18 protein-coding genes and 1 pseudogene are annotated in these 22,257 nt (G+C 37.0%); 11 read left to right on the top strand and 8 right to left on the bottom strand.

The window, feature by feature from the left end:
- Positions 1 to 90: 90 nt before the first annotated feature.
- Both WJM97_RS19140 and WJM97_RS19135 read right to left on the bottom strand, forming a co-directional pair.
- Positions 91 to 789 (bottom strand): biotin/lipoate A/B protein ligase family protein, encoded by a 699-nt coding sequence (locus WJM97_RS19140; protein ID WP_353933218.1) that lies wholly within the window; start codon positions 787 to 789, stop codon positions 91 to 93.
- A gap of 164 nt (positions 790 to 953) precedes the next feature.
- The gene (locus WJM97_RS19135; RefSeq protein ID WP_353930360.1) at positions 954 to 1,430 is read right to left on the bottom strand and encodes a YbjN domain-containing protein; all 477 of its coding nucleotides are present in this window, start codon (positions 1,428 to 1,430) and stop codon (positions 954 to 956) included.
- Positions 1,431 to 1,600: 170 nt separating this feature from the next.
- Here WJM97_RS19135 and WJM97_RS19130 point away from each other — a divergent pair, with 170 nt between their 5' ends.
- Positions 1,601 to 2,668 carry an aromatic ring-hydroxylating dioxygenase subunit alpha gene (locus tag WJM97_RS19130; protein ID WP_353930359.1) on the top strand — a complete coding sequence of 356 codons (1,068 nt, stop codon included), beginning with the start codon at positions 1,601 to 1,603 and terminating at the stop codon, positions 2,666 to 2,668.
- 29 nt (positions 2,669 to 2,697) lie between these two features.
- Here the strand turns inward: WJM97_RS19130 and WJM97_RS19125 are convergent, their stop codons facing one another.
- Both WJM97_RS19125 and WJM97_RS19120 read right to left on the bottom strand, forming a co-directional pair.
- Positions 2,698 to 4,476 (bottom strand): ATP-binding protein, encoded by a 1,779-nt coding sequence (locus WJM97_RS19125; protein WP_353930358.1) that lies wholly within the window; start codon positions 4,474 to 4,476, stop codon positions 2,698 to 2,700.
- 255 nt (positions 4,477 to 4,731) lie between these two features.
- A complete protein-coding gene (locus tag WJM97_RS19120; protein WP_353930357.1) occupies positions 4,732 to 4,968 on the bottom strand; it encodes a ribbon-helix-helix domain-containing protein in 237 nt (78 codons plus the stop codon).
- Between the two features lie 392 nt (positions 4,969 to 5,360).
- Here WJM97_RS19120 and lepA point away from each other — a divergent pair, with 392 nt between their 5' ends.
- From lepA to WJM97_RS19105, 3 genes are all read left to right on the top strand, one after another.
- The gene (lepA, locus tag WJM97_RS19115) at positions 5,361 to 7,172 is read left to right on the top strand and encodes a translation elongation factor 4 (protein ID WP_353930356.1); all 1,812 of its coding nucleotides are present in this window, start codon (positions 5,361 to 5,363) and stop codon (positions 7,170 to 7,172) included.
- Positions 7,173 to 7,653: 481 nt separating this feature from the next.
- Positions 7,654 to 8,841, top strand: coding sequence for a glycosyltransferase family 4 protein (locus WJM97_RS19110; protein ID WP_353930355.1), 1,188 nt, complete (start codon positions 7,654 to 7,656; stop codon positions 8,839 to 8,841).
- A 162-nt stretch (positions 8,842 to 9,003) separates the two neighbouring features.
- Positions 9,004 to 10,056, top strand: a complete 1,053-nt coding sequence (locus WJM97_RS19105; protein ID WP_353930354.1) for a Type 1 glutamine amidotransferase-like domain-containing protein — start codon at positions 9,004 to 9,006, stop codon at positions 10,054 to 10,056.
- A gap of 61 nt (positions 10,057 to 10,117) precedes the next feature.
- Here WJM97_RS19105 and WJM97_RS19100 read toward each other — a convergent pair whose 3' ends face one another.
- Positions 10,118 to 10,465 carry a hypothetical protein gene (locus WJM97_RS19100; RefSeq protein ID WP_353930353.1) on the bottom strand — a complete coding sequence of 116 codons (348 nt, stop codon included), beginning with the start codon at positions 10,463 to 10,465 and terminating at the stop codon, positions 10,118 to 10,120.
- Positions 10,466 to 10,846: 381 nt separating this feature from the next.
- On the opposite strand from WJM97_RS19100, the gene WJM97_RS19095 reads away from it, so the two are divergent.
- Positions 10,847 to 11,719, top strand: coding sequence for a DMT family transporter (locus WJM97_RS19095; RefSeq protein WP_353930352.1), 873 nt, complete (start codon positions 10,847 to 10,849; stop codon positions 11,717 to 11,719).
- Between the two features lie 55 nt (positions 11,720 to 11,774).
- Here WJM97_RS19095 and WJM97_RS19090 read toward each other — a convergent pair whose 3' ends face one another.
- Both WJM97_RS19090 and WJM97_RS19085 read right to left on the bottom strand, forming a co-directional pair.
- Complete coding sequence (locus WJM97_RS19090) at positions 11,775 to 13,178, bottom strand: adenylate/guanylate cyclase domain-containing protein (protein WP_353930351.1); 1,404 nt, start codon at positions 13,176 to 13,178, stop codon at positions 11,775 to 11,777.
- 182 nt (positions 13,179 to 13,360) lie between these two features.
- Entirely contained in the window at positions 13,361 to 13,864 is a 504-nt protein-coding gene (locus WJM97_RS19085) for a pentapeptide repeat-containing protein (protein ID WP_353930350.1), read from the bottom strand.
- Positions 13,865 to 13,898: 34 nt separating this feature from the next.
- Between WJM97_RS19085 and WJM97_RS19080 the strand changes: the two genes are divergently transcribed.
- A complete protein-coding gene (locus tag WJM97_RS19080) occupies positions 13,899 to 14,405 on the top strand; it encodes a YraN family protein (RefSeq protein ID WP_353930349.1) in 507 nt (168 codons plus the stop codon).
- Between the two features lie 34 nt (positions 14,406 to 14,439).
- Here WJM97_RS19080 and WJM97_RS19075 read toward each other — a convergent pair whose 3' ends face one another.
- On the bottom strand, positions 14,440 to 14,829 hold the full coding sequence (locus WJM97_RS19075; RefSeq protein WP_353930348.1) for a hypothetical protein: 390 nt from the start codon (positions 14,827 to 14,829) through the stop codon (positions 14,440 to 14,442).
- 1,016 nt (positions 14,830 to 15,845) lie between these two features.
- Here WJM97_RS19075 and WJM97_RS19070 point away from each other — a divergent pair.
- The 5 genes and pseudogenes from WJM97_RS19070 to WJM97_RS19050 all read left to right on the top strand — a co-directional run.
- Complete coding sequence (locus WJM97_RS19070) at positions 15,846 to 16,565, top strand: Sir2 family NAD-dependent protein deacetylase (protein WP_353930347.1); 720 nt, start codon at positions 15,846 to 15,848, stop codon at positions 16,563 to 16,565.
- Positions 16,566 to 16,666: 101 nt separating this feature from the next.
- Positions 16,667 to 18,694 (top strand): cation:proton antiporter, encoded by a 2,028-nt coding sequence (locus tag WJM97_RS19065; protein WP_353930346.1) that lies wholly within the window; start codon positions 16,667 to 16,669, stop codon positions 18,692 to 18,694.
- 665 nt (positions 18,695 to 19,359) lie between these two features.
- Positions 19,360 to 20,397, top strand: a complete 1,038-nt coding sequence (gene mtnA / locus WJM97_RS19060; RefSeq protein WP_353933217.1) for an S-methyl-5-thioribose-1-phosphate isomerase — start codon at positions 19,360 to 19,362, stop codon at positions 20,395 to 20,397.
- A gap of 22 nt (positions 20,398 to 20,419) precedes the next feature.
- Entirely contained in the window at positions 20,420 to 21,223 is an 804-nt protein-coding gene (locus WJM97_RS19055; protein WP_353930345.1) for a hypothetical protein, read from the top strand.
- 486 nt (positions 21,224 to 21,709) lie between these two features.
- A pseudogene (locus tag WJM97_RS19050) lies at positions 21,710 to 22,201 on the top strand (NCS2 family permease); the annotation flags it as partial.
- Between the last annotated feature and the right edge of the window lie 56 nt (positions 22,202 to 22,257).

Here is a 22,257-nt window from a genome sequence, read left to right as displayed (position 1 = left end):
CCCTAGCTGATTTGTTTGTTAATCATTTTTACTTAATCCTATTATAGAATCTAGCTGCACAATAGCTTAACTCATGCACAGGCGCAAAGTTTAAGACTGAACATTTTGGCAATTTATATCCTCATTCGCTAATGCTAAAATTTCTTCCCACTGAGCATCAGAAAACGGTTCTACTGCCAACTGCATATTAAAACTATCACAAGCCGCATCAGTTAAAGCGTTGATGATAGTTTCTTGGTCTAAATTCTCAGGTAATTCAACGGCTTCAAGAGTATTTTCCCCGAAAACTTGCTCAAATAAGTCTGCATTTGACTGTAAAATTATCGAACCATGTTGTAATATCGCCTTTCCTCTTCGCAGTTGGGCGCTACCAATTAATTTACTACCATCTTCTAAAACTAAGTCTGCACCTGTAGCTGTTCCAAAACAGTTGGGGTTGTGAATATAACCACGGCCAGCTTGTCCATAATTTAACTCTACACCGAGCGATCGCCAGCCGGAAATCAAAAACTCACAAATTTTTGTATAAGCTTGTAAACGATTTTCCGCTATTCCTGAAGTAACCACAGCATAGGTTAAATCTCCTTGGTGTAAAACCGCTCTCCCACCACTAGGACGACGGACTAAATCTAGTTTATCACCTTGATAACTGAGATTTTGCCAATATTCTGGGTATTTTTTTTGATGATAACCCAGAGAAATCGCAGGTGGCGACCAAGTATAAAACCGCAGGGTGGAAGGATGTTTTCCTAACTCATGCTGTTTTAATAACCATCTGTCAACTGCCATTTGGATGTTACCAGCAGCCGCAAAACTAGGAATTAGTCGCCAAACCTGTTTTACCACAAATCCTCAAATCCTAAATTATAGTCACAGACAAGGCGATTAGGACATTAATTAACGGTAAAATCTATAAACAGACTTTCAACCCTGTCACCTGTCACCTGCTGTACCTACGCTACACCAAATTCTTCAATTAGCACGTCATCATTATCATCGGCGATGGTAGCAACAATGGTAATAATCCGAGAAATTTCTCCTGGTGATAATTCTGCGACTGTGCGTGTGGATATGACAACTACTTGATTATCAGTGATCCCAAAGCGAGCTTCAAAGGTGCTAGTACAGTTTAGTTCCAATAGATAACGCATTAATCTGGGTTCATCTTTGGCAGGTAGTTTTAATACCGATGACCACACTGTGATAGTATCTTCATCACTTAAACCAGTGAGTCTAATAAATACTTGCACACTCCCATATTTAAACTTCCACAGATAAACACCATCTGTGTGGCTCACCATCGCACTGTCATCTTGTTCTAAGGTGCTAATCACACTTTCAATTAATTCTACATGATTAGGTGCTGATGTTTCGCTAATGAGTTCATCAATAAATTCATCAGGGGTGAGAGTTTCTTGGTTACTTGTCATACAGATTTATTCCTGAATATAGTGACTGCTTTAATTTATAACTACTTTATCGTGAGAAGTTAAAGGAATGGATAACAGGGAATAAAACATAAAGGTTTATACCTAGCTTTACAAAAATCAAATATTATTTCTATACAACACCTTTAAATATACTTAATTTTTCACAAATCATGCAACAAATAATACCTGAGTCTAATTCTTCTCTAAACCAATTTGGACAAAAAAGTGTCCGTAAATTAGGAATTAATCCTCATCATTGGTATGTGGTAGCACGGAGTGATGAAGTTATCAATAAACCTTTATCAGTGACAATTTGGAAACAGGCGATCGCACTTTATCGAGACAGTAGCGGAAAAGTTCACGCTTTGGAAGATAGATGTCCCCATCGTCAAGTTAAGCTTAGTCATGGACAAGTAGTTGCTAATGAATTAGAATGTGCTTATCACGGTTGGCAGTTTAATAGTCAAGGTGAATGTGCAAAAGTTCCCTATTTAGCAGCAAATCAAAAATTACCAAGTTGTCAAATTCGCCATTATCCAGTCAAAGAACAAGATGGTTTTATTTGGTTATTTCCAGGAAATGAAACACCAAAAATAGAACCAATGGGTTTACCAGAATGGGATCATCTTAATTATATTGCCACAGTTTCTGTGATTAATACTCACGCCCATTATTCCTACTTAATAGAAAATTTGATGGATATGTATCACGGACATTTACATCAAGATTTACAAGCTTGGGCAGAAGCATCACTACAAAATATTGATGAAGATGAAAATAGCGTTCATGCCCATTATACAGCCCAAAGTTATTATAAAATAGATAAAATTTGGTCAATATCGCAATTATTTTTTCCGGCTTTGCGTCGCTTACATTCTGAACCTTTAGATGTGAGTTATGTTTATCCTCATTGGGTATCCACTCTGGGCCAAGACTTTAAAATTTACTGTTTATTGTGTCCCATCAATGAAACAGAAACCAAAGCATATTTAATTCATTTTACTTCCCTTAATGCTTTTTGGAGACTGCACAAATTACCTGTATGGTTTCGGAAATTTATCAAAGATAGCTTATTTGGTGCGGCCCAGAAATTACTTGATGGTTTAGTTATCCAAGACATAAAAATGATTGAAGAAGAACAACAAGCTTATTTACACAACCAAGAAATCAAAAACTATGAATTAAACCGAGCCTTAGTGAGTGTGCAAAAATTAATGAAAACACAAATTGAAAAATAGGGCATTGGCTGATTAATCTTCCCTTACTTTTAGTTGTCAATATCACATTCGGTTGGAGAACAGATGACAGGTTGTTGATAAAGAGGAACAGTAAAAGTGACAGTCGAACCAAGTCCTTCACCCAAACTATAAAAATGCACCTCACCACCCATGGCCTCAATCAGCTTTTGGGATATGGTTAATCCTAAACCCGTACCTCCATAATGACGAGTACGAGAACCATCAACCTGGGAGAATAATTGAAACAGCTTGTCTTGTTTATCTAGAGAAACACCAATACCAGTATCTGCCACTCTCACCTTCACCATACCCGGTGCTTGTGGCTTACTAGATTTACCTTTAGCCTTTTTGATCACTAAATCAGCACTAATGGTAACTCCACCTTCATGGGTAAACTTAATAGCATTACCAACCAAATTCAACATCACTTGTAACAACCGCTGATAGTTACCTTGAACGATAATTTCATCCGAAGTGACAGGCATTTGCATTTGTAAGCTTAGATGTTTCATTTCTGCCTGGGGACGGGTAAAGTTTTCTACGTCCGCAAATAACTCCTGGAGTTTAACTGGTGAACAGTCTAACTCCATTTTTCCGGCTTCAATTTTGGCAATATCTAAAATGTCATTGAGAATATTTAACAGATGAATTGATAATTGATGAGCTTCAGAGACAAACTGATTTTGTTCTTCGGGATCATCTGCCATTCCCTCTAAAATCAGCTTTAAGAAGCCGATCATCCCGTTTAAAGGAGTACGAATTTCATGGGATACATTGGCGAGAAATTCACTTTTTAACCGGGATGCTTCCTCAGCCTTTAGTCGTGCATCTTCTAACTCTTTGTACAGAGTTGCATGGGCGATCGCTGTACCTAACTGATCTGCCAACTCTTTAGTTAATTCTAATTCAGTTTCTGTTAATAATTTGTATTCTGGACTTAAACTTAAAGCCACTAAACCATTGGGTTTATCTTGATAATTAGTAGCAAACAGTAAGAACTTTTGGGGCTGAGAGTCATTTAAGATAGATATCTCTGTCACTATTGGTTTTAAAGTTTTCACAGCCTGAGCAAAGGCAGGTGTAGCAGATATATCTATTTCTAGCCCTAGTAATGGCTTTAATTCGGGCTGATGATATTCTGCAATTACCTGGACTTTTTCATTTTTAGACTGATAAGGAAAAATAATACAACGCTTCAGTTTGAGAATTTTGCCTAAACTATCAACTGTACATTGCCAAATAATATCTATATCCAGAGTCCGTCGGATATTTCTGGTAATTCTATTTAACAGTTTTTGATATCGTAGTGATACTTGCTGGACACTGCGACCACCCAAACTCAACTCTATTTTAGAAGCTGTTTTAACCGCTTGATTTGTTTCTTGACCATTTACTGGAGATGGCAACAACCTACCCATTACCAAAACAGTAGTTGCAAGTTGACCCCATCGCGGCATAATGGGGGTAATTGTCAACTCCAACTCTATTAACTGCTGACTGCATTTAAACCAGCACTGCAACTTTTCTGGGACTAACGTTGTTAAAATTCGCTGCAAGCTTTCCAGATAAGCAACCTTATCTACTGGCACAAAAATTTCACGTTGATTGAGATCATCAACTATTTTCTCGGTCTCCAAATCTAGGAGTTCATCATACTGCCAATCAAACGTCAGATAACGCCCTGTTTCATCCTGGGTGTATATTAACTCACAACCAATAGTTGGTAACGAGTCATCTGTACTGCGGTTGGTAGACTCCAAGTTTTGAGAAAATAAATTTGGGAATTGGTTTTTCGCAGTAATAGTCATTAATCGAGTTGGATAGACAAATTGCTTTCCACCGTGCTTATACTAAAGCTGTTTAAATTTTGGCATAAACTTTTACAGCTTTCACACTTTCGATTATGTATTTTTGACTTTTCTGCGATTGAGAGCCTGAAAATTTACATTTTGTATCATTAAGGAAGGAACAGCAGTTCAGAAGGAAGAAAAAAGCAAGGGACAAGAATTATTAATTTTGACTTTTAATTTTTAACTTTTAACTTTTCCCCTTGCCTTTTAATCTCAATCATTCCATTCTCCTCTAGGGGGAACAGGTATGCGTCTTGGCGTGCGTGTTAACTCATCATCTCTGGGTACATCACCCCGCAACCACTGACGGATGGCAACTTCAATTACTTTACTGGGATCGTTGGTCAGATGCTGAATTTGATCCATTAACTCAGGATCGAGACTGACAGAGACTTCTACCTTTTTAGTGTGTACTGTCTCACTATTGTTGGGTTCTGGTTGCATATTCATAGGTTTAGATTTTCTAAAATGTTTTTATCCAAAAGTTTGTCAAGCAGTTAGATTAACGGTTGGAGCTATTTCGCTGATAAATGAAAAAGTGCAGTTAGATAGCTATGGCAAATAGTAGCAAACTAAGAGGAGCAAGTCTTAAATGTCTCTTTGAATATAACTGGCTAGACACTAGCTCCCTCTCTAGAAGTTATGTTGAGTAAAATTTATCTTGATTGTATGCCTCCTAATTTATCAATACCAATACCGATAGATATAAATAGAGTTGCATGATCTTATCAAATATTCACCTGTCCATAGAATCAGTAAATTACCGTCTTGGCTGAGAAAGCATTAAAATACATGAAGTAAATAGTTTTAACTTTTGGTTGCTGCTCAAGCAAAGATAGTATATGACTGACGTTCCCGCAGTTCGCATTCGTAATTTCTGTATTATTGCTCACATTGACCACGGGAAATCTACTCTCGCTGATCGCTTACTACAAGCCACTGGAACTGTAGAAAACCGACAGATGAAAGAGCAGTTTCTTGACAACATGGATCTGGAACGGGAGCGCGGTATTACAATTAAGCTGCAAGCTGCCCGGATGAACTATACCGCTAAAGATGGTCAGCAATATGTTCTCAACCTAATTGATACTCCCGGACACGTGGATTTTTCCTATGAAGTGTCCCGTAGTTTGGCAGCTTGTGAAGGTGCTTTATTGGTTGTGGATGCCTCCCAAGGTGTAGAAGCCCAAACCTTGGCCAATGTGTACTTGGCACTGGAGCATGATTTAGAAATTATTCCAGTGTTAAATAAAATTGATTTACCAGGAGCAGAACCAGATCGAGTAGTTGGTGAAATTGAAGAAATTATCGGTTTAGATTGCAGTGGGGCAATTTTGGCTTCTGCTAAGGAAGGAATTGGAATTCCTGAAATTTTAGAGGCGATCGTCGAGCGAGTACCCCCAGCAGCTAATACGGTTGATGAACGCTTACGAGCATTAATTTTTGATAGTTATTATGACAGCTACCGGGGAGTAATTGTTTATTTCCGGGTGATGGATGGAACGGTTAAAAAAGGCGATCGCGTTTATTTAATGGCATCGGGTAAAGAATACGAAATTGATGAGTTAGGTGTTCTCTCTCCTAACCAGAAACAAGTAGAAGAACTCCACGCTGGAGAGGTAGGTTATTTCGCCGCATCTATTAAAGCTGTAGCTGATGCCAGGGTAGGTGATACTATCACCTTATCTAAAGCCAAAGCCGCTGAACCTTTACCTGGCTACACCGAAGCTAACCCCATGGTATTTTGTGGGATGTTTCCCATAGATGCAGATCAGTTTGAAGATTTGCGGGAAGCATTGGAAAAGTTGAGTCTTAATGATGCAGCTTTACATTATGAACCAGAAACTTCTAGCGCTATGGGTTTTGGTTTCCGTTGCGGTTTCTTGGGTTTACTGCACATGGAAATCGTCCAAGAACGCTTGGAACGAGAATATAACCTGGATTTAATTATTACCGCCCCTTCCGTGGTTTATAAGGTGATTACGAACAAGGGTGAAGAACTGTACATAGATAATCCTAGTCATTTACCCGCACCTAATGACCGGGAAAGAATAGAAGAACCCTATGTCAAGGTAGAAATGATTACTCCAGAAACCTACGTTGGGACTTTGATGGAGTTGTCTCAAACTCGTCGGGGTGTGTTCAAAGATATGAAATATCTCACCCAAGGACGGACTACCCTTACCTATGAATTACCTTTGGCAGAGGTTGTTACGGACTTTTTTGACCAAATGAAATCCCGTTCTCGTGGTTATGCGAGTATGGAATATCATCTGATTGGCTATCGTGAGAATCATTTGGTGAAGTTGGATATTATGATTAACGGTGATCCGGTAGATTCTTTAGCAATGATTGTCCATCGAGATAAAGCTTACAATGTTGGCAGGGCAATGGCTGAAAAGCTCAAAGAACTAATTCCTCGGCATCAATTTAAAGTTCCCATTCAAGCTTCCATTGGTAGTAAAGTTATTGCCAGTGAACATATTCCAGCTTTACGGAAGGATGTACTTGCAAAGTGTTACGGTGGTGATATTAGCCGGAAGAAGAAATTGTTGCAGAAACAAGCCAAAGGTAAAAAGCGGATGAAATCTGTAGGTACGGTGGATGTACCCCAAGAGGCTTTTATGGCGGTGTTGAAGTTAGATCAGAATTAGTGCAGGAGGTGCAGGTGAAAACTCATTCTTGATCCTGCACGCCATCAAATAGGAATTTTCACAGAATAAATATGAAAGCATTACAGGGAAAAGATTTGAGCTTATTTAAAGTTGAAAAAGTGCCAGATTTGATGAGGTGAGAACTGAAAAACCTTACATTTAATTCCTGCTGAAAGGAAAATATCATTCTCATTCAACTCTTGAAACTGTCACCTGTCACCTGTCTTCACGACAACACTTTTTCCGCAAACCCTAGTTAACTACTGAGAGCTAGAAATGATCAACCCGGTTTCATCAAGAAATCGGGTTTTTTATGCAGCTATTAATCATAAGTCAATATGATAAGCTTGATGCAAAAAACTCTTAAAAAATTATAAAGTTTTTCTGATCTCTCTGATGGGAATGATCTTAGTTCATTATTTTGAGATAAAAATAGTCTTTTCTGGTGTTTTTAAATTTTTGTAATTGGGGAGTCAAGTTCATGAAAATACTGGTGCTGTGTTGGGAATTTCCACCAAGGATAGTAGGGGGAATTGCCCGTCATGTAGCGGAATTATACCCTGAACTGGTAAAGCTAGGACATGACATTCACTTGATTACACCAGAAGTTCCATCTGCATCTTTATATGAAGTTGTTGAAGGTATTCATGTACATCGAGTACCAGTAGCCCAGAGTAATGACTTTTTTCATTGGGTAGTTAATTTAAATGAAAGTATGGGAGATCACGGAGGAAAATTAATTCAGGAAGAAGGAGATTTTGATCTGATTCATGCCCATGATTGGTTAGTGGGTGATGGGGCGATCGCCCTGAAGCATACTTTTAAAATTCCCTTAATTGCTACCCTTCACGCCACAGAACATGGGCGATGTAATGGCATCCATAATGATACCCAACGCTACATTTATGGTAAGGAAAATTTACTAGCTTATAATGCTTGGCGTGTCATTGTTTGTACTGAATATATGCGGAGTGAAGTAGTTCGCACTTTACATATTCCTGGGAATAAAATTGATGTTATTTATAATGGTATTCGGCCTGAAAAAAAACAGCATCACCAAGATTTTCATGCTCAAGATTTTCGTCGTCAATTTGCCACCGATCATGAAAAAATTGTTTATTATGTGGGCAGAATGGCCTATGAAAAAGGTGTCCAAGTATTAATTAATGCTGCTCCCAGGGTACTGTGGGAAATGGGAGATGATGTTAAATTTGTCATTGTTGGTGGTGGTAATACTGACCATTTAAAACAACAAGTTTGGGATTTAGGACTTTGGCATAAATTTTATTTTACTGGTTTCCTCTCTGATGAATACTTAGACAAATTTCAAACAGTTGCTGACTGTGCAGTTTTTCCTAGTCTTTATGAACCTTTTGGTATCGTGGCTTTAGAAAGTTTTGCTTCGAGAGTTCCTGTAGTGGTTTCCGACTCCTGTGGTTTACCGGAAGTGGTACAACATACAAAAACAGGGATTGTCACTAAAGTCAATAATTCTGATTCTTTAGCCTGGGGAATTTTGGAAGTTTTAAAAAATCCAGGTTATCGGCAATGGTTGATAGATAACGCCTATCAAGATTTAGAACGCAGGTTTAGATGGCCAAAATTAGCTAAAAGAACGGAAACTGTCTATGCCAGAGTTATAAAAGAGCGATCGCTAATTGATTGGTAAAATAAAACCTCCTAAAAATGTGGTTTTTGCAGATAAGTTCAGAGAATGATTAATTACTCTGGGTTTTTGGCGTAAAAAAACAGTACAAAGCTTATACGCTGGGAATTTTACCCCTATTGATGCGAGAGTTAGGGTGATTGCTGTTTGCGCCAAAAGATAACTATGACAAAGGCATTCCCCCATCTAGCCAGGCGTTTAAAGAATGCAAAAACTCTCCTCTCCAGGATAGTAAACCGGATTATCAACCATCTGAAAACCAACTTGAGGCGATTCTTTACAGATATCACTAGGGATGTTCGTCCTTCCTCACCGAAAACTGTCTATAAATATAAACTGCCTACCTTAGCTGGCCCTGTCCATAATTTAGGCGGTGGCGGTCCAGATGTTGATGACGCTATTCAGTGGATGATCGATCAAGTTAGAGGTGGTTACAATTCAGACAAAAAAATTAATGTTTTAGTAATTCGTGCTGCTGGTAATGATGATTACAACCAATTAATTTATCGGATGAGAGGTGTAAATTATGTGGAAACTTTAATCATCAGAAACAAACAAGAAGCAAACAGAACTGATATCTTTGATAAGGTCAGAAATGCTGGGGTAATTTTCTTTGCTGGTGGTGATCAATGTCAATATATCCGCAACTGGAAAAATACTAAGTTAGAAGCTGCAATTAAATCAGTTTATGATAAAGGGGGAGCTATTGGTGGTACAAGTGCAGGGGCAATGATTCAAAGTGAATTTGTTTATGATTCCTGTGCCTGTGAGGATAGTATTGAAACCAATGAAGCAGTAGAAGATCCCTATCGGAATATTACCTTTACCTATAACTTTTTTCAGTGGAAACATTTACGGAGAACTGTAATTGATACCCATTTTGATGAACGCAAACGAATGGGGAGAATTATGGTTTTTATTGCTAGGCAAATTCAAGATGGTGTGTCTCCAACTGCTTTGGGTATAGCTATTAGTGAAGAAACTTCTTTACTGGTTGATAAATATGGTATTGCTAAGGTTATGGGTCGGGGTTCTGTCTATTTTGTATTTGGAGATCACCCCCCAGAAGTTTGCAAACCTGGTCAACCTCTTACATATTATGACTATAAAATTTGGCGCGTTCCTAGAGGTGATTCTTTTGATTTGAATAAATTACCTGCACGGGGTTATTATCTCAGAAGTATCAAGCGAGGTAGATTTGATTCTGATCCTTATTGAAAAATTTCTCACAAACCAAATCCTAGTCCCCCTTTTCAAGGGGGTTGGGGTGAGCATTTCTTTAATTTTTACCTAGTAAAGATTCAAATTCTGCTTGTAACGATTTGATGTCTGCTAATCTCGCTACTAATAAGTTATCTTCACCTGCATCTTGTAATCTAGTTTTCCAATATTGGATAGTCTCTGCATTGTTTAACCAAAATTCAATTACGGTGTCTACAACTTTATCTAAATGCCAGTTTCCAGTGTCAGGAACTGATTCTACAGACGCTAAAAACGCATCTAGAGTACAAATTTGAGTACCTAAATATTCTACACCTTGCGATTGGGGTTTTTGTAGGTTTTCCTGTTCATGATTGAAAAAATGCAATACTGGAGATACTCCGACAATATCAAAAGTATATTTCATTCCAATCCTCCAAGTTAGTTATTACTGATTAGCCATTGGTCATTACTCATTAGTTTTTAAGTTAATTAAGTTAATAATTATGAGTTTTGATTTTTGGCTTTCTATTTCGTGGTCAGCTATTTAATTTGTCATGGATAATTGCAGAATTAATGATTATTCCTATGTATTTCACTATAACCACAAAAACACATAAATTACAACTCTATTTACTGGTTTTAAAATTTCTTAAAAATTTAGCACTTGTTTTGTTAGAGTGCTAATTTTAATTCGCCTAATTTGATGTATTATGAAATAGTTTTTATCCCAAAGTAAGGAGAATCAATAATTTTTAATAGTTTATTAATTGTTCCCTTTAGCAATGCAGGAGGAGAACTAGCAGCCTTGTCTGCGGCTGGTTTGTGGGCGATCGCCTCTGTAGTATATGGAGTATTAGGGCAACGTATCCCCCCATTACAGCTAAACTTAATCAAAGGTGTAATTGCGATCGCTCTCTTACTAATTACCATTGTCATAACTGGGGATTTTTTACCTACCCTTGCACCTTTACCTTTATTATTGATTTTCCTCAGTGGTGCAGTAGGTATTGGTTTTGGAGATACAGCTTTTTTCGCAGTTATTAACAAACTTGGACCCCGTCGCGCTTTGCTGATAGAAACTTTAGCACCACCCATGAGTGCGATCGCTGCTAATATTTTTCTAGGTGAAATTCTCAATCCTAGTGCATGGTGTGGTATTTTACTCACTATTTTAGGTGTTGCTTGGGTAGTAACAGAAAGGGTTAGCGGTGGTAACAATACTTCTACAACCCAGCTATGGAAGGGAATTAGTTTAGGGGTATTAGCCGCAGCAGCTAATTCTACTGGTGCGATTTTATCTCGCGCTGCATTTAGTCAGATCAACATTTCCCCCTTATGGGCAGCATTATTAAGATTAACTGCGGGATTTTTTGTAACCATAATTTGGGCATTGTTACCCAATCAAAGCAATCATATTTTTATAAATGTTGTTAAGCTGTCAAAACGAGTTATTTTTTATTGTTTTTTAGCCGCCTTTTTAGGTACATATTTAGCGATTTGGTTACAGCAGACAGCAATCAAATTAACTGATGTCGGTATTGCTGCCACTCTCATGCAAACAAGCCCAATTTTTATTATTCCCCTAGCTGTTCTCATGGGTGAAAAGGTCACGAGGAGAGCAATAATTGGGGTAATAGTAGCAATTTTGGGGATTAGTTTATTATTTTATGGTAGGTAAAATAAGGTAAGGGAAATAGGGGGAAAATTAATAATAATAACCTCATGCCTAATAACTAATCACCAATTAAAAAATAAGTAGTCATCATCCCTCTACCCTTAACTTTTATTTCTCCTCGCTTTTCTAATTTATAATCCTCTTTAATGTGTAAATAAGTAGTTTCAGAAACCTGAATTTTACCAACAACTCCATGAGATTCCATGCGACTAGCGACATTAACCGCATCACCCCATAAATCATAACTAAACTTTTTTAAACCAATTACCCCAGCCACAACAGAACCTGTATTAATCCCAATTCTTAATTGAAATGATTTCCCTGTAGGTGTTTTAAATTGAGATATACTTTTTTGCATATCTAAAGCCATTTTTGCCACTGCACTAGCATGATCCGATCTAGCAGTAGGTAAACCACCAACCAACATATAAGCATCACCAATAGTCTTAATTTTTTCTAATCCATAAAATTCCGCTAATCTATCAAAATTAGAAAAGATTTCATTGAGAGAGTTGACTAATTCTATCGGGGATATTTGAGCAGATAAACCAGTAAAATTAACAATGTCAGCAAATAGAATTGTTACTTCATCAAAACGATTAGCGATCGCACTTTCTTCTTGCTTTAATTGTTGGGCAATTTCTGCTGGTAAAATATTCAGTAATAAACGATCTGATTTTTGCTTTTCATCCCGCAAACAAGCTTCTACTTTTTGGCGCTCGCGGATTTCTTTTCTCACTCTTGCAAACATTTGTCGAAAAGCTGCAATTACCTCTCCCATTTCATCCTGTTTAGACATAGATAAAGTAGCAAAAATTGGATCATCCCAATCTTCACTAATAGCTTCACCCGCAGCTAATAAATCATCTCTTAATAACAAAATTGGTCTAATAACGGTTACTCCCAAAGTTAACATTGTGGTGAAAGTAACAAAAATAGATATTAATAAAACCAATCCTGCAATTCTTACTGAAAAAGCGTATAATTCTCCTTGCACATTAGCAGAATTATGACGGACAATTAGGATATATTTTGTTTGCTGTTTAGGCATAAACCAAACAACATCGTAATATTGTTTATCTTTGCTTCTTAGCCGTGAAATCTGAGACTTAGCTACATCATTATAGGAAATATCAGGTTTTTCACCGAATTTTTTGATTAACTGACCATCAGCTTGGTAAAGCACTCCTCCGCGAATTGCAGAATCTGGTTTGAGTTTTCTAGTGGTCATATTCAACATTTCTTGAGGATTTTCTCCCTGTTCAACTTTGTAAACAAGAGCAGAAAACACTTCATTGGAAACATTTTCTAGTTTTGATAGTAGTTCATTTTCACGTCGCCAATAAGATGGAATTAATATTGCTATTTCTACAGCTACAATGCTAGTAAATACCCAAGTGACAATATACCTCGATAGTTTGGCTTGAAAAAGCTCTATCCAGACCTGAAAATGGGTGAACATCTGGTTTTATGCCCAAGAAAAATTATACAATTATTTCTAAGTATAGAGTTTAAACAGAAGAATTGTCATTCACTCAGTATTATAAGCTACGAAATTTTTTATAGATAAGCTTTTCCTCAAATCCCTGACTTTTCAATTTAGTCAGGGAGATTACGGTTTATCCTGTATAATCTAATTTTCTGTTAAGGGCAAAATAAAGACTCTCTGGTATCTCTACCAGTAATAGGATTAGTACCCTGAGCTACTTTACATAATTTAGCCTGTTCATCCCGACGCAATAATACATCGGTAAAATCTGCACCATCAATGATAGCACCGTCAAATTTGGCATTGGCCGCAAATGCACCTTCTAAAACAGCGTTAGTTAAGTTAGTCTTGATTAAACGTGAAGAATCTAGAGTGGCATTTGTTAAATCCGCACCTGTTAAATTTGCAGATTCGAGATTTGCTGCAAAAAACCTTACACCACGCAAGTTAGCATGACTAAAATTGCTATAACGAAGATTAGCATGATCAAAGCTAGAATCTGTGAGATCCCTACCAGAAAAGTCTGCTTCAATTAAGTTTTGTTTATTGTATTCTAGTGCTAAAGCCGTTGATGTTAAACCAAATAATGCTGTTAAGGGAATAATTGCCCAAAGCAGTCCACTGAGTATGAGTGAGAAAATACGATACTTGATATTCATGGTATTTTTGGAGTATTTTGAGTATTTTTAATTCATGCCTAAACTGCCTCCATTTCATTATGCTGATATTGGTGACTTAGGTGAAGACCTAGTTACCCAATGGCTAAAATCCACAGGTTGGAAAATTCTGCATCGTCGCTTTTCTTGTCGCTGGGGAGAAATAGATATTATTGCGGAATATGTTGATCAAAAAGTTACTGATGTTAGTCAGCAACCTCAAAATCCTGAAAATTCAATATTGGCATTTATAGAAGTAAAAACCCGTAGCACTGGAAACTGGGATGCAGGAGGTAGAAATTCTATTACTATCAAAAAGCAAAAAAAGCTCTGTCAAACAGCAGGGATATTTTTAGCTAAGTATCCCGAAAAAGCTCATTACTCCTGTCGTTTTGATGTAGCTTTGGTTTTTTCTCAACCTCTGTCAAAACAACTTGAGCAAAAAACTGCCTTACCATATCTTGCTAAGGTATCAACAGGCACGTATTATTTAACGCTACTAGAATATATTCCAGCAGCTTTTGATGTGCCAACTGAGTTATAATTCCTACTCATCTCCTTTTAACTTTCACCTGTTGTTAAGCAAGAGTTTCGGGACAATAGCCTAAACCCCGGACAAATTGTTGTTTAAATGCTTCAATTTCTTCTTGTTCTGGGCTACCATGAGATACAATTGCTACTTGATAGCGACGCATTACATCTACGGGAGACTGTCCAGCTTCTAAACTCCACAGTGCCATTTGTACTCTCATGGGTGGTTCGTAACTAATTCCTAGTTCATTCAAAAACGCTCGAAAGTCTCCGTCATCTTGTGTTGAAATAGGTTCTCTAAATTTTATTCTCACTATCCAACCATCAATTTGATGAATTACTGTGATAAAGGCAAGAGGGTTTTGAGGCTGATGATGCAGGTGTTGAACCACCCTAAGCGTTAAACTAGCATTGGCCAGGTAATATAAATATTCCATAATAGTCTTGGGATCACATTTAGTCTTACATTTATATTTTCCTCAATCAAGGATAGTTCCCGCTAGGGTAAAAGTCCCCGTTTTTGTATGGGGAGATTTACCCAATTTTGTGATTAGTCATTAGTGACAAGTAAGTTCACAAGGCAGTTATAAAGCGCATTGCCACAAAAGCTGTATCTAAAAGCGAACGCAAATCATAACTGATAAATCCCAATGATCCAAAAAATGTTAAATTAATATATCTGTATTAGTCCAACATCAGCAGAAATGACTCACTTACTTATTAAAGTTCTATCAACATCTTTGGTGGAACAAGATTTTTGGTTGGAATCACCGACTGAATAACTTACGGTTGCTGCTCCAACCATACATTTATTATTGCTTAATTAAACCTTGGATAACACTATTCCACAATCGCTATTTACAACTAGGATTTCAATGGCTAATTCAGATTATGAATGAGTTCATTGGGTGTGTTTTTTATGATGTACAACTTGAGGATTTATTTTTTCTTCTGCCTAGAGTCATGGAAGAGGGTTATTTGCACTAAAATTTGATTTCTTTATTTCATGCAAAAAGCGTCTGGGAGTGTTGCCGTGTTTCCACCCCAAACGCTTTTTGAACTTTGCTCCTCACACACTATTAGACTATATCACTGGTTAAATAGAATGGCAATAGTTTTCCTGTGAATCTTATATTAGTAAATTAAATATATCGTTTACAGCCAGAATAAAAAACGCTTGGGAGTGTTGCCGTGTTTCCACCCCAAGCGTTTTTTAGCTTAAACTTACTCCTCACACAATAGTAATTTTATCAACAAGGGTTAAAAATTCAGTGTCTTGAGTGCCACTTTCTTGACTGTACTAAAGCAAAATTACAGATAAGTATAAAAAAAGTTTTTTGTATAAAACCAATCAAGACTAAATACTGACAATAAAATATTTAATCTTATCCGGCTAATTACTGATAAAATTTATAATTATGTATAATGCAATTATTTACACTGACATAAATTAATGATTGTTATTTTTAGCGGTGCAGGACTTTCGGCTGAAAGTGGTATTCCCACTTACAGAGATACTGGAGGAGTTTGGGAAAAATATAACATGGAAGAAGTAGCCACTCCTTTGGCTTGGATGCAAAATCGAAAATTAGTTTTAGATTTCCACGCTGAAGATTTTGAATATATGCAGAAATGTCAACCAAACGCGGCACATTTAGCCATTGCTGAATTAGCTAATCATGTTGATGTGGTTTGTATTACTCAAAATATTGATACTCTGTTAGAAAAAGCAGGAGTAAAAGATATTTGGCATATTCATGGGAGAATAGATTATCAAAAATGTGAATGGCATTTTGATATTCCTCCTATGTATTCTGACTGGCAATGTGATTATAAATCACTAATAAATGAACCTGTAAAATTAGGTGATTTATGTCCTAAATGTGGTAAACATTTACGTCCTGATGTAGTGTGGTTTGGTGAAGCGGTAGATATGCACGTTGATGATTTATATAGAATTCAAAATCAGGTAGATGTGTTTATTGTTGTTGGTACTTCTGCCCAAGTTTATCCCGCTGCGAATTTATTAAAGTTCTTTCAAAATGTACCGAGAAAATATTTTATAGATCCTGATCCTAATACTGAGTTATTAGATGGCTTTACTCTCCTTAAAGGTAAGGCTACAAAATATTTACCTGCATTAGTAGAATCTTTGAAGGAGGAACTTGCTTAATTCCCGAAAATATATCTAAAAATAGTTACTCATGACATTTGTGTTTTCACAAATTAATAGATATTTTAAGGAAGTGCCAACGTACTACCAGAGAAATATCTATGAACATAGATGTGATGAATTTTTTCTTGCCAGCGGTTGTTTCTGCCCCCATTAAAGAACCTGTACCCGTATTTTTGACGATTTTAGGGATAATGCTGGTTGCACCCCTTCTATTTGAAAAAATCCGCTTACCGGGGATTGTGGGCTTAATTCTGGCTGGGGTGATAGTTGGACCAAATGGTTTAGGACTGTTAGCTAGAGATAGCACTATCGAGCTTTTAGGTACTGTTGGCTTGTTGTTTTTGATGTTTATGGCTGGTTTAGAAACTAGCCTAGATGATATGAAATATAACGCTGATAAGGCGTTAATTTTTGGGGTTCTCACATTTGCTGTACCGATGGTTTTGGGTACGGGGGCAATGTTGGCTATAGGTTACGAGTTTCTACCTTCTGTGTTGGTAGCTTCTTGTTTTGCTTCCCATACATTATTAGCTTTACCTGTGGTGAGTAAATTGGGAATAATGCGATCGCAAGTTTTAACTACGACTCTGGGTGGGACATTAATTACTAATATTTTGGCACTGTTAGTATTAGCTGTAGTTGTAAGAGCGCATCAAGGTAATTTAACCTTACAATTCTGGTTATTTTTAATCCCTTCTTTGATTATTTATACCTTCCTGACTCTTTGGGGTGTTCCCCGTGTAGGTAAGTGGTTTTTTCGGAAGTTTGGACATGACGAAGGGGCAGAATTTACTTTTGTTTTAGCTACTTTATTTGTAGTTTCCTATGGTGCTGATGTAGTCCAAATTGAACCAATTATTGGGGCATTTTTAGCAGGAGTTGCCATTACTCAAATAATTCCCCAACTTAGCCCTTTAATGAACAGAATTCAATTTATTGGCAATACTTTATTTGTGCCATTTTTCCTGATTTCTGTGGGAATGTTAGTCAACCCCATGATTTTAATTCAAGAACCAAAGTCATTAATAGTATCTGGGGTAATGGTGACAGTTGCTATTATTTCTAAGTATATACCTGCTTGGGGTGCGGGTAAATTATTTGGTTTTAATAAAAATAGAATTATGGTCATGTTTGGGTTATCTGTTGCCCAAGCTGCTTCTACTTTGGCGGCAATTACTGTTGCTTATAACATCAAATTGGTAGATCAATTAACAGTTAATGGTACAATTGCTATGATTTTAGTTACCTGCATTGCTTCCCCTTGGGTGACAGCAAGATGGGGAGAAAAAATGAAACCGGAAGATGCTAATACTCAAAAAACAGAAGTTGGAAAATTAGGCGATCGCGTGTTAATTCCTGTTGCTAATCCTAACACAGAAGATAATCTTTTACAATTAGCAATTATCCTGACTAAATCATCAGCCGGAACTTTATTACCTCTACATATTTTAATAGAAGAAGGTGAACCAATTTCTCCCGCTGATAAAACCAGACAAAATCAATTATTAGATAATGCCGAAATGATCGCTCATGCTGCTGTCACCAAAGTTTTACCAATTGGGAGAATAGATGAATCCATTGATAAAGGCATTGCTAGGGTAGCAGCAGAACAACAAGCTAGTGTGATAGTTTGTGGTTGGAAAGGTTACTCAACTTATGAAGAAAATTTATTTGGTGGTGTAATTGACAAAATTGTTCAGCGCAGTTCTGTACCTGTTTTAGTCAGTCGTTTTCCCCTACCTATTGAACACACATCAAGAGTATTTTTAGCTTTCACCGCACAACAAGCTAAAGCTAGTACCTTTCCTCAAAGTATTAAATTAGCGAAAACTTTAGCCATAGAATTAAAAGCATCTTTGCAACTTTTACAGGTGGTTTCTAATAAAAGATTAGATGTTGATTTAATTGCAGCAGGTTTAATTCCAGAGGATATGTCAATTCAAAAACTGCGGGGAAACTTTGTTAAAGAAGTTTCAAGATTACTACAAAGCAATGATTTATTGTTATTAAATGGTTCTGTAGTCCAAAAAGGTCAAATGTTTTCACTTTTAGGTCATGTTCCTGAAGCGATCGCTCATAATCATCCCAAAGTTGCGATGATGATTGTTTATTTTCCCCAATCTTAGGACATTGAGAATACTTTCATGATTTTTTCACGCAGAGGCGCAGAGAGTAAGAATTTATGTTTCTTATATATAAATTATAAGATTTCTATCTGCGTCCATCCGCGTTTATCTGCGTTCCCTTATTTCGAGTGATTTTAAATTTTAGACATATAACCCCCTTGGATTATTTTCAAACCTATCATAACATGACCCGGAAAGAAGTCAAGACCCTTGAAATTGCGTTGAGCTATTCTCAGCTATTCTCAATAATTTGGGGTGAAAAATGCTTGGTTAAACTTTTTTGGGGAAATTGAGTTAAGAATTGTTAAGGTAACTGACGCAAAGGTGAAGAGAACAAGAAATATGAGATAGTTTATTCCCTTACCTAGTTGCGTAATTAGCAAGTATATTTATTCTTCATTTGTCTGAATCAGGATGTCCAGGATTCGAGGATTTACAGGATGATTGTTTTGTTTGAGTTGGATAAACAAGAAAATAGACCTGAATTTCTCTTCATTACCCCAAAGTTGCTATGATGATTCTTTATTTATCAAAGTAAAATCAAACTTACACAAAATATATCTCAAACCCTAATTCCTCCGTGTTCTCTGTGTCTCTGTGGTTCGTTTACGTAAGTTCCATAAAAGATGGGGAGGATGAATAACCCAATCACCAATCACCAAATTATGCTTTATCCCGTTGTTTGGCAAAATAACTCAGTATTACTCATAGATCAGACTCGTTTACCCGGTGAATATGCTGTGGTGGAAATTCATCGCAGTGCAGACATGGCCGAAGCAATTAGAACTATGATTGTCAGAGGTGCGCCGGCTATTGGTGTCGCTGCTGCTTATGGAATGTATTTGGGTGCAAGAGAAATTGAAACTAGCGATCGCACAGAATTTTTAAACGGTTTAGAAAAGGTTGCCCAATTATTACGTTCTACCCGTCCCACTGCGGTAAACTTATTTTGGGCAATTGGCAGAATGATGCAAACTGCCTATGAAACTTTAGGGACAATCACAGAAATTCAACAGACTCTATTAGAAACCGCCCAAACTATCAACGCCGAAGATATCCAAACCTGTCAAGCTATCGGTGATCACGGTTTCAGAGCTTTACCCAAAACCCCAGAAAAATTAATCATCCTTACCCACTGTAACGCTGGTGCTTTAGCTACAGCTGGTTATGGTACAGCATTAGGTGTAGTTCGTTCTGCTTGGAGAGAAGGAAGATTAGCCAGAGTATTTGCAGACGAAACCCGTCCTCGTTTACAAGGTGCAAAACTCACCGCTTGGGAATGTGTTCAAGAAGGTATCCCCGTCACAGTCATTACTGATAATATGGCTGCTCACTGCATGAAACAAGGTTTAATTGATGCAGTAGTAGTTGGTGCAGATAGGATAGCCGCAAATGGTGATACTGCTAATAAAATCGGTACTTACAGTTTAGCAATTGTTGCTAAAGCCCATAATGTTCCTTTCTTTGTGGCTGCACCAGTTTCTACCATTGATTTTACCCTCGCTGAAGGTAGTCAAATTCCCATTGAAGAACGTCATCCCTCAGAAATTTATCAAGTTGGGGAGACTATTATTACACCTTCAGGTGTGGAGTATTATAATCCTGCTTTTGATGTGACTCCTGCGAATTTAATCACTGCAATTATCACAGAAAATGGTGCTTTTTCTCCCGGTGATTTAGTCAAATGTCAAAATAATTCGTAATTCGTAGTTATTCAATATTGCCATGAAAAAAGTAGTCCCCAGCATATCTTTAATTTTTTGTTGTCTTTCTCTAATTAGTTGTAGCAATACACCTACAAATACAACAACAGAAATAGCAAATAATCCTACTCCACAATCTCAACCAACAACTTCACCAATTACAACACCGACAACTTTTGAAAGTACCAATGAAAGTACCAAAAATATAACCCAACAACCAAAAATAGGTACAGTTAAAGAATTAGTTAATGGCGATTTACTTTGTTATCTTACCTTGGTAGATGAACAAGGTAAAGAACATCAAGTTGGTGCAAGTTTTGATATTTGTGCAGAAGAAGGAAAATATTTAAATAAAAAAGTCCGCGCTACTTATACCATCGAATCAATTAATGATTGTGAAAGTGCTGAACCTTGCGGTAAAACTCGTCAAGAATCTATAATTACTAAAATGGAACTTGTCGAAAATCAAAAATCATCCAATTCTCAAAATAATAAATCCCCATCTACTAAGAATAATAACCAAACTATTAGTAATGGTGAATGGACAATTACCACGTCTAATCACAACTCTTGGACAGGTGTTAACAACACAGGAAACCTCAGTTACAAAGGATGTGATAGCAAAGGTCAATGTCTTGAATTAACCGGTGGTAAAATCTCCTGTCGTGATGGTAAATGTGTAACAGGATGGACTAACGGAGATTATATTTACATTTTAGAACAACCTATCACCGAAGATGGAAATGACTTCCCTACTTTGATAGTGAGAAAAGGTACAGAAGAAATCCTCAAAGCTACAGGATTTAAACTTATCAGTACAAATTAAATTATTTAGGGTTTGCTTAAATCAAAATAAGGCTTGATGGTTACTAACCAACAAACCCTGTTTACTATACGCAGAAGAGTTTGGATCAAATATCGAAAAAATTTATGTATCTTGATATTTCTTCCTGATTGAGCATACTCCCAGATGGAAGTACATATACCTTAATTGATCAACAGCCCTCAGGTGGAACTGGGGGTTTAACTAAAAAACATTTTTCGATTATACACAAAAAAATATTGAGATAACCTAAGCCTTCCGGATCTGGTGATAAACCAAGCGGATAGGAAAATAGTAGATGCACCTTAATTAGATTATTTCCCTCAGTTTCTAGCTGGGGGTTTTATTTCTATAGGAGTTCAGTTTAGATACTCAACTGTTGTTTTGATGCTTGGCTTACTATTTTTAAGTTTGGAACTAAATTATAACACTGACTTTCGAGAATTGCCTGGATTTTTATAAAAAATTCCAATTTTTCCACAATATTATTCTATCGCCCTATTTTCCTATTTTATCCCCATTCATGCAAGTATGGCCATTGTCCTGTGGATGGGTATTGTTATCGTTGTCCAAAGTTTCACCGCTACACCCTCTCACCACGCGCCAGCGGTAGTTGTAGGCCTTTTACCGGGAATTGCGGGATGGGGGGCATTAATAGCCAAAAACGCCTTGAGAGCAGCAGGTTTAGGCACACCAGAACAGCCATTTACACCTGCATTAATTGAGAAATCCGGGTTAAGTGATACCTTTATTGATGGTGCATTTGCCTTAGGGCAGGGGTTTATTTTTTCGGCGATGATCTTAGCAGCTATCACCGTTTTTATCATCGAAAGAGATTTTTAAAAAGCCGCATTTTGGTCATTAGGTGGTGCTGTTTTATCGTGGGTTGGTTTAATGCACAGTTATCAATGGACAATAGCCGATACTGTGGTTAATTTAGGTTGGGGAACTGGTGGTAGTTGGGCAGTGGGTTATGTATGATTAGGAATTTTATGCTTTTATGTTGCTTGGCAAGAAAGATATAAAAAAGAATAATT

Origin of the sequence: Okeanomitos corallinicola TIOX110, from assembly GCF_038050375.1 — a bacterium.
GTDB lineage: Bacteria > Cyanobacteriota > Cyanobacteriia > Cyanobacteriales > Nostocaceae > Okeanomitos > Okeanomitos corallinicola.
Note: the sequence above shows the minus strand (reverse complement) of the source record. Positions and strands in the feature narration are given on the sequence as shown.

Bases quoted from the DNA above. Each gene is read 5' to 3' on its own strand.
- WJM97_RS19140 (WP_353933218.1), bottom strand. From the start codon at position 789: ATGGCAGTTGACAGATGGTTATTAAAACAGCATGAGTTAGGAAAACAT.
- WJM97_RS19135 (WP_353930360.1), bottom strand. From the start codon at position 1,430: ATGACAAGTAACCAAGAAACTCTCACCCCTGATGAATTTATTGATGAA.
- WJM97_RS19130 (WP_353930359.1), top strand. From the start codon at position 1,601: ATGCAACAAATAATACCTGAGTCTAATTCTTCTCTAAACCAATTTGGA.
- WJM97_RS19125 (WP_353930358.1), bottom strand. From the start codon at position 4,476: ATGACTATTACTGCGAAAAACCAATTCCCAAATTTATTTTCTCAAAAC.
- WJM97_RS19120 (WP_353930357.1), bottom strand. From the start codon at position 4,968: ATGAATATGCAACCAGAACCCAACAATAGTGAGACAGTACACACTAAA.
- lepA (WP_353930356.1), top strand. From the start codon at position 5,361: ATGACTGACGTTCCCGCAGTTCGCATTCGTAATTTCTGTATTATTGCT.
- WJM97_RS19110 (WP_353930355.1), top strand. From the start codon at position 7,654: ATGAAAATACTGGTGCTGTGTTGGGAATTTCCACCAAGGATAGTAGGG.
- WJM97_RS19105 (WP_353930354.1), top strand. From the start codon at position 9,004: ATGACAAAGGCATTCCCCCATCTAGCCAGGCGTTTAAAGAATGCAAAA.
- WJM97_RS19100 (WP_353930353.1), bottom strand. From the start codon at position 10,465: ATGAAATATACTTTTGATATTGTCGGAGTATCTCCAGTATTGCATTTT.
- WJM97_RS19090 (WP_353930351.1), bottom strand. From the start codon at position 13,178: ATGTTCACCCATTTTCAGGTCTGGATAGAGCTTTTTCAAGCCAAACTA.
- WJM97_RS19085 (WP_353930350.1), bottom strand. From the start codon at position 13,864: ATGAATATCAAGTATCGTATTTTCTCACTCATACTCAGTGGACTGCTT.
- WJM97_RS19080 (WP_353930349.1), top strand. From the start codon at position 13,899: ATGCCTAAACTGCCTCCATTTCATTATGCTGATATTGGTGACTTAGGT.
- WJM97_RS19075 (WP_353930348.1), bottom strand. From the start codon at position 14,829: ATGGAATATTTATATTACCTGGCCAATGCTAGTTTAACGCTTAGGGTG.
- WJM97_RS19070 (WP_353930347.1), top strand. From the start codon at position 15,846: ATGATTGTTATTTTTAGCGGTGCAGGACTTTCGGCTGAAAGTGGTATT.
- WJM97_RS19065 (WP_353930346.1), top strand. From the start codon at position 16,667: ATGAACATAGATGTGATGAATTTTTTCTTGCCAGCGGTTGTTTCTGCC.
- mtnA (WP_353933217.1), top strand. From the start codon at position 19,360: ATGCTTTATCCCGTTGTTTGGCAAAATAACTCAGTATTACTCATAGAT.
- WJM97_RS19055 (WP_353930345.1), top strand. From the start codon at position 20,420: ATGAAAAAAGTAGTCCCCAGCATATCTTTAATTTTTTGTTGTCTTTCT.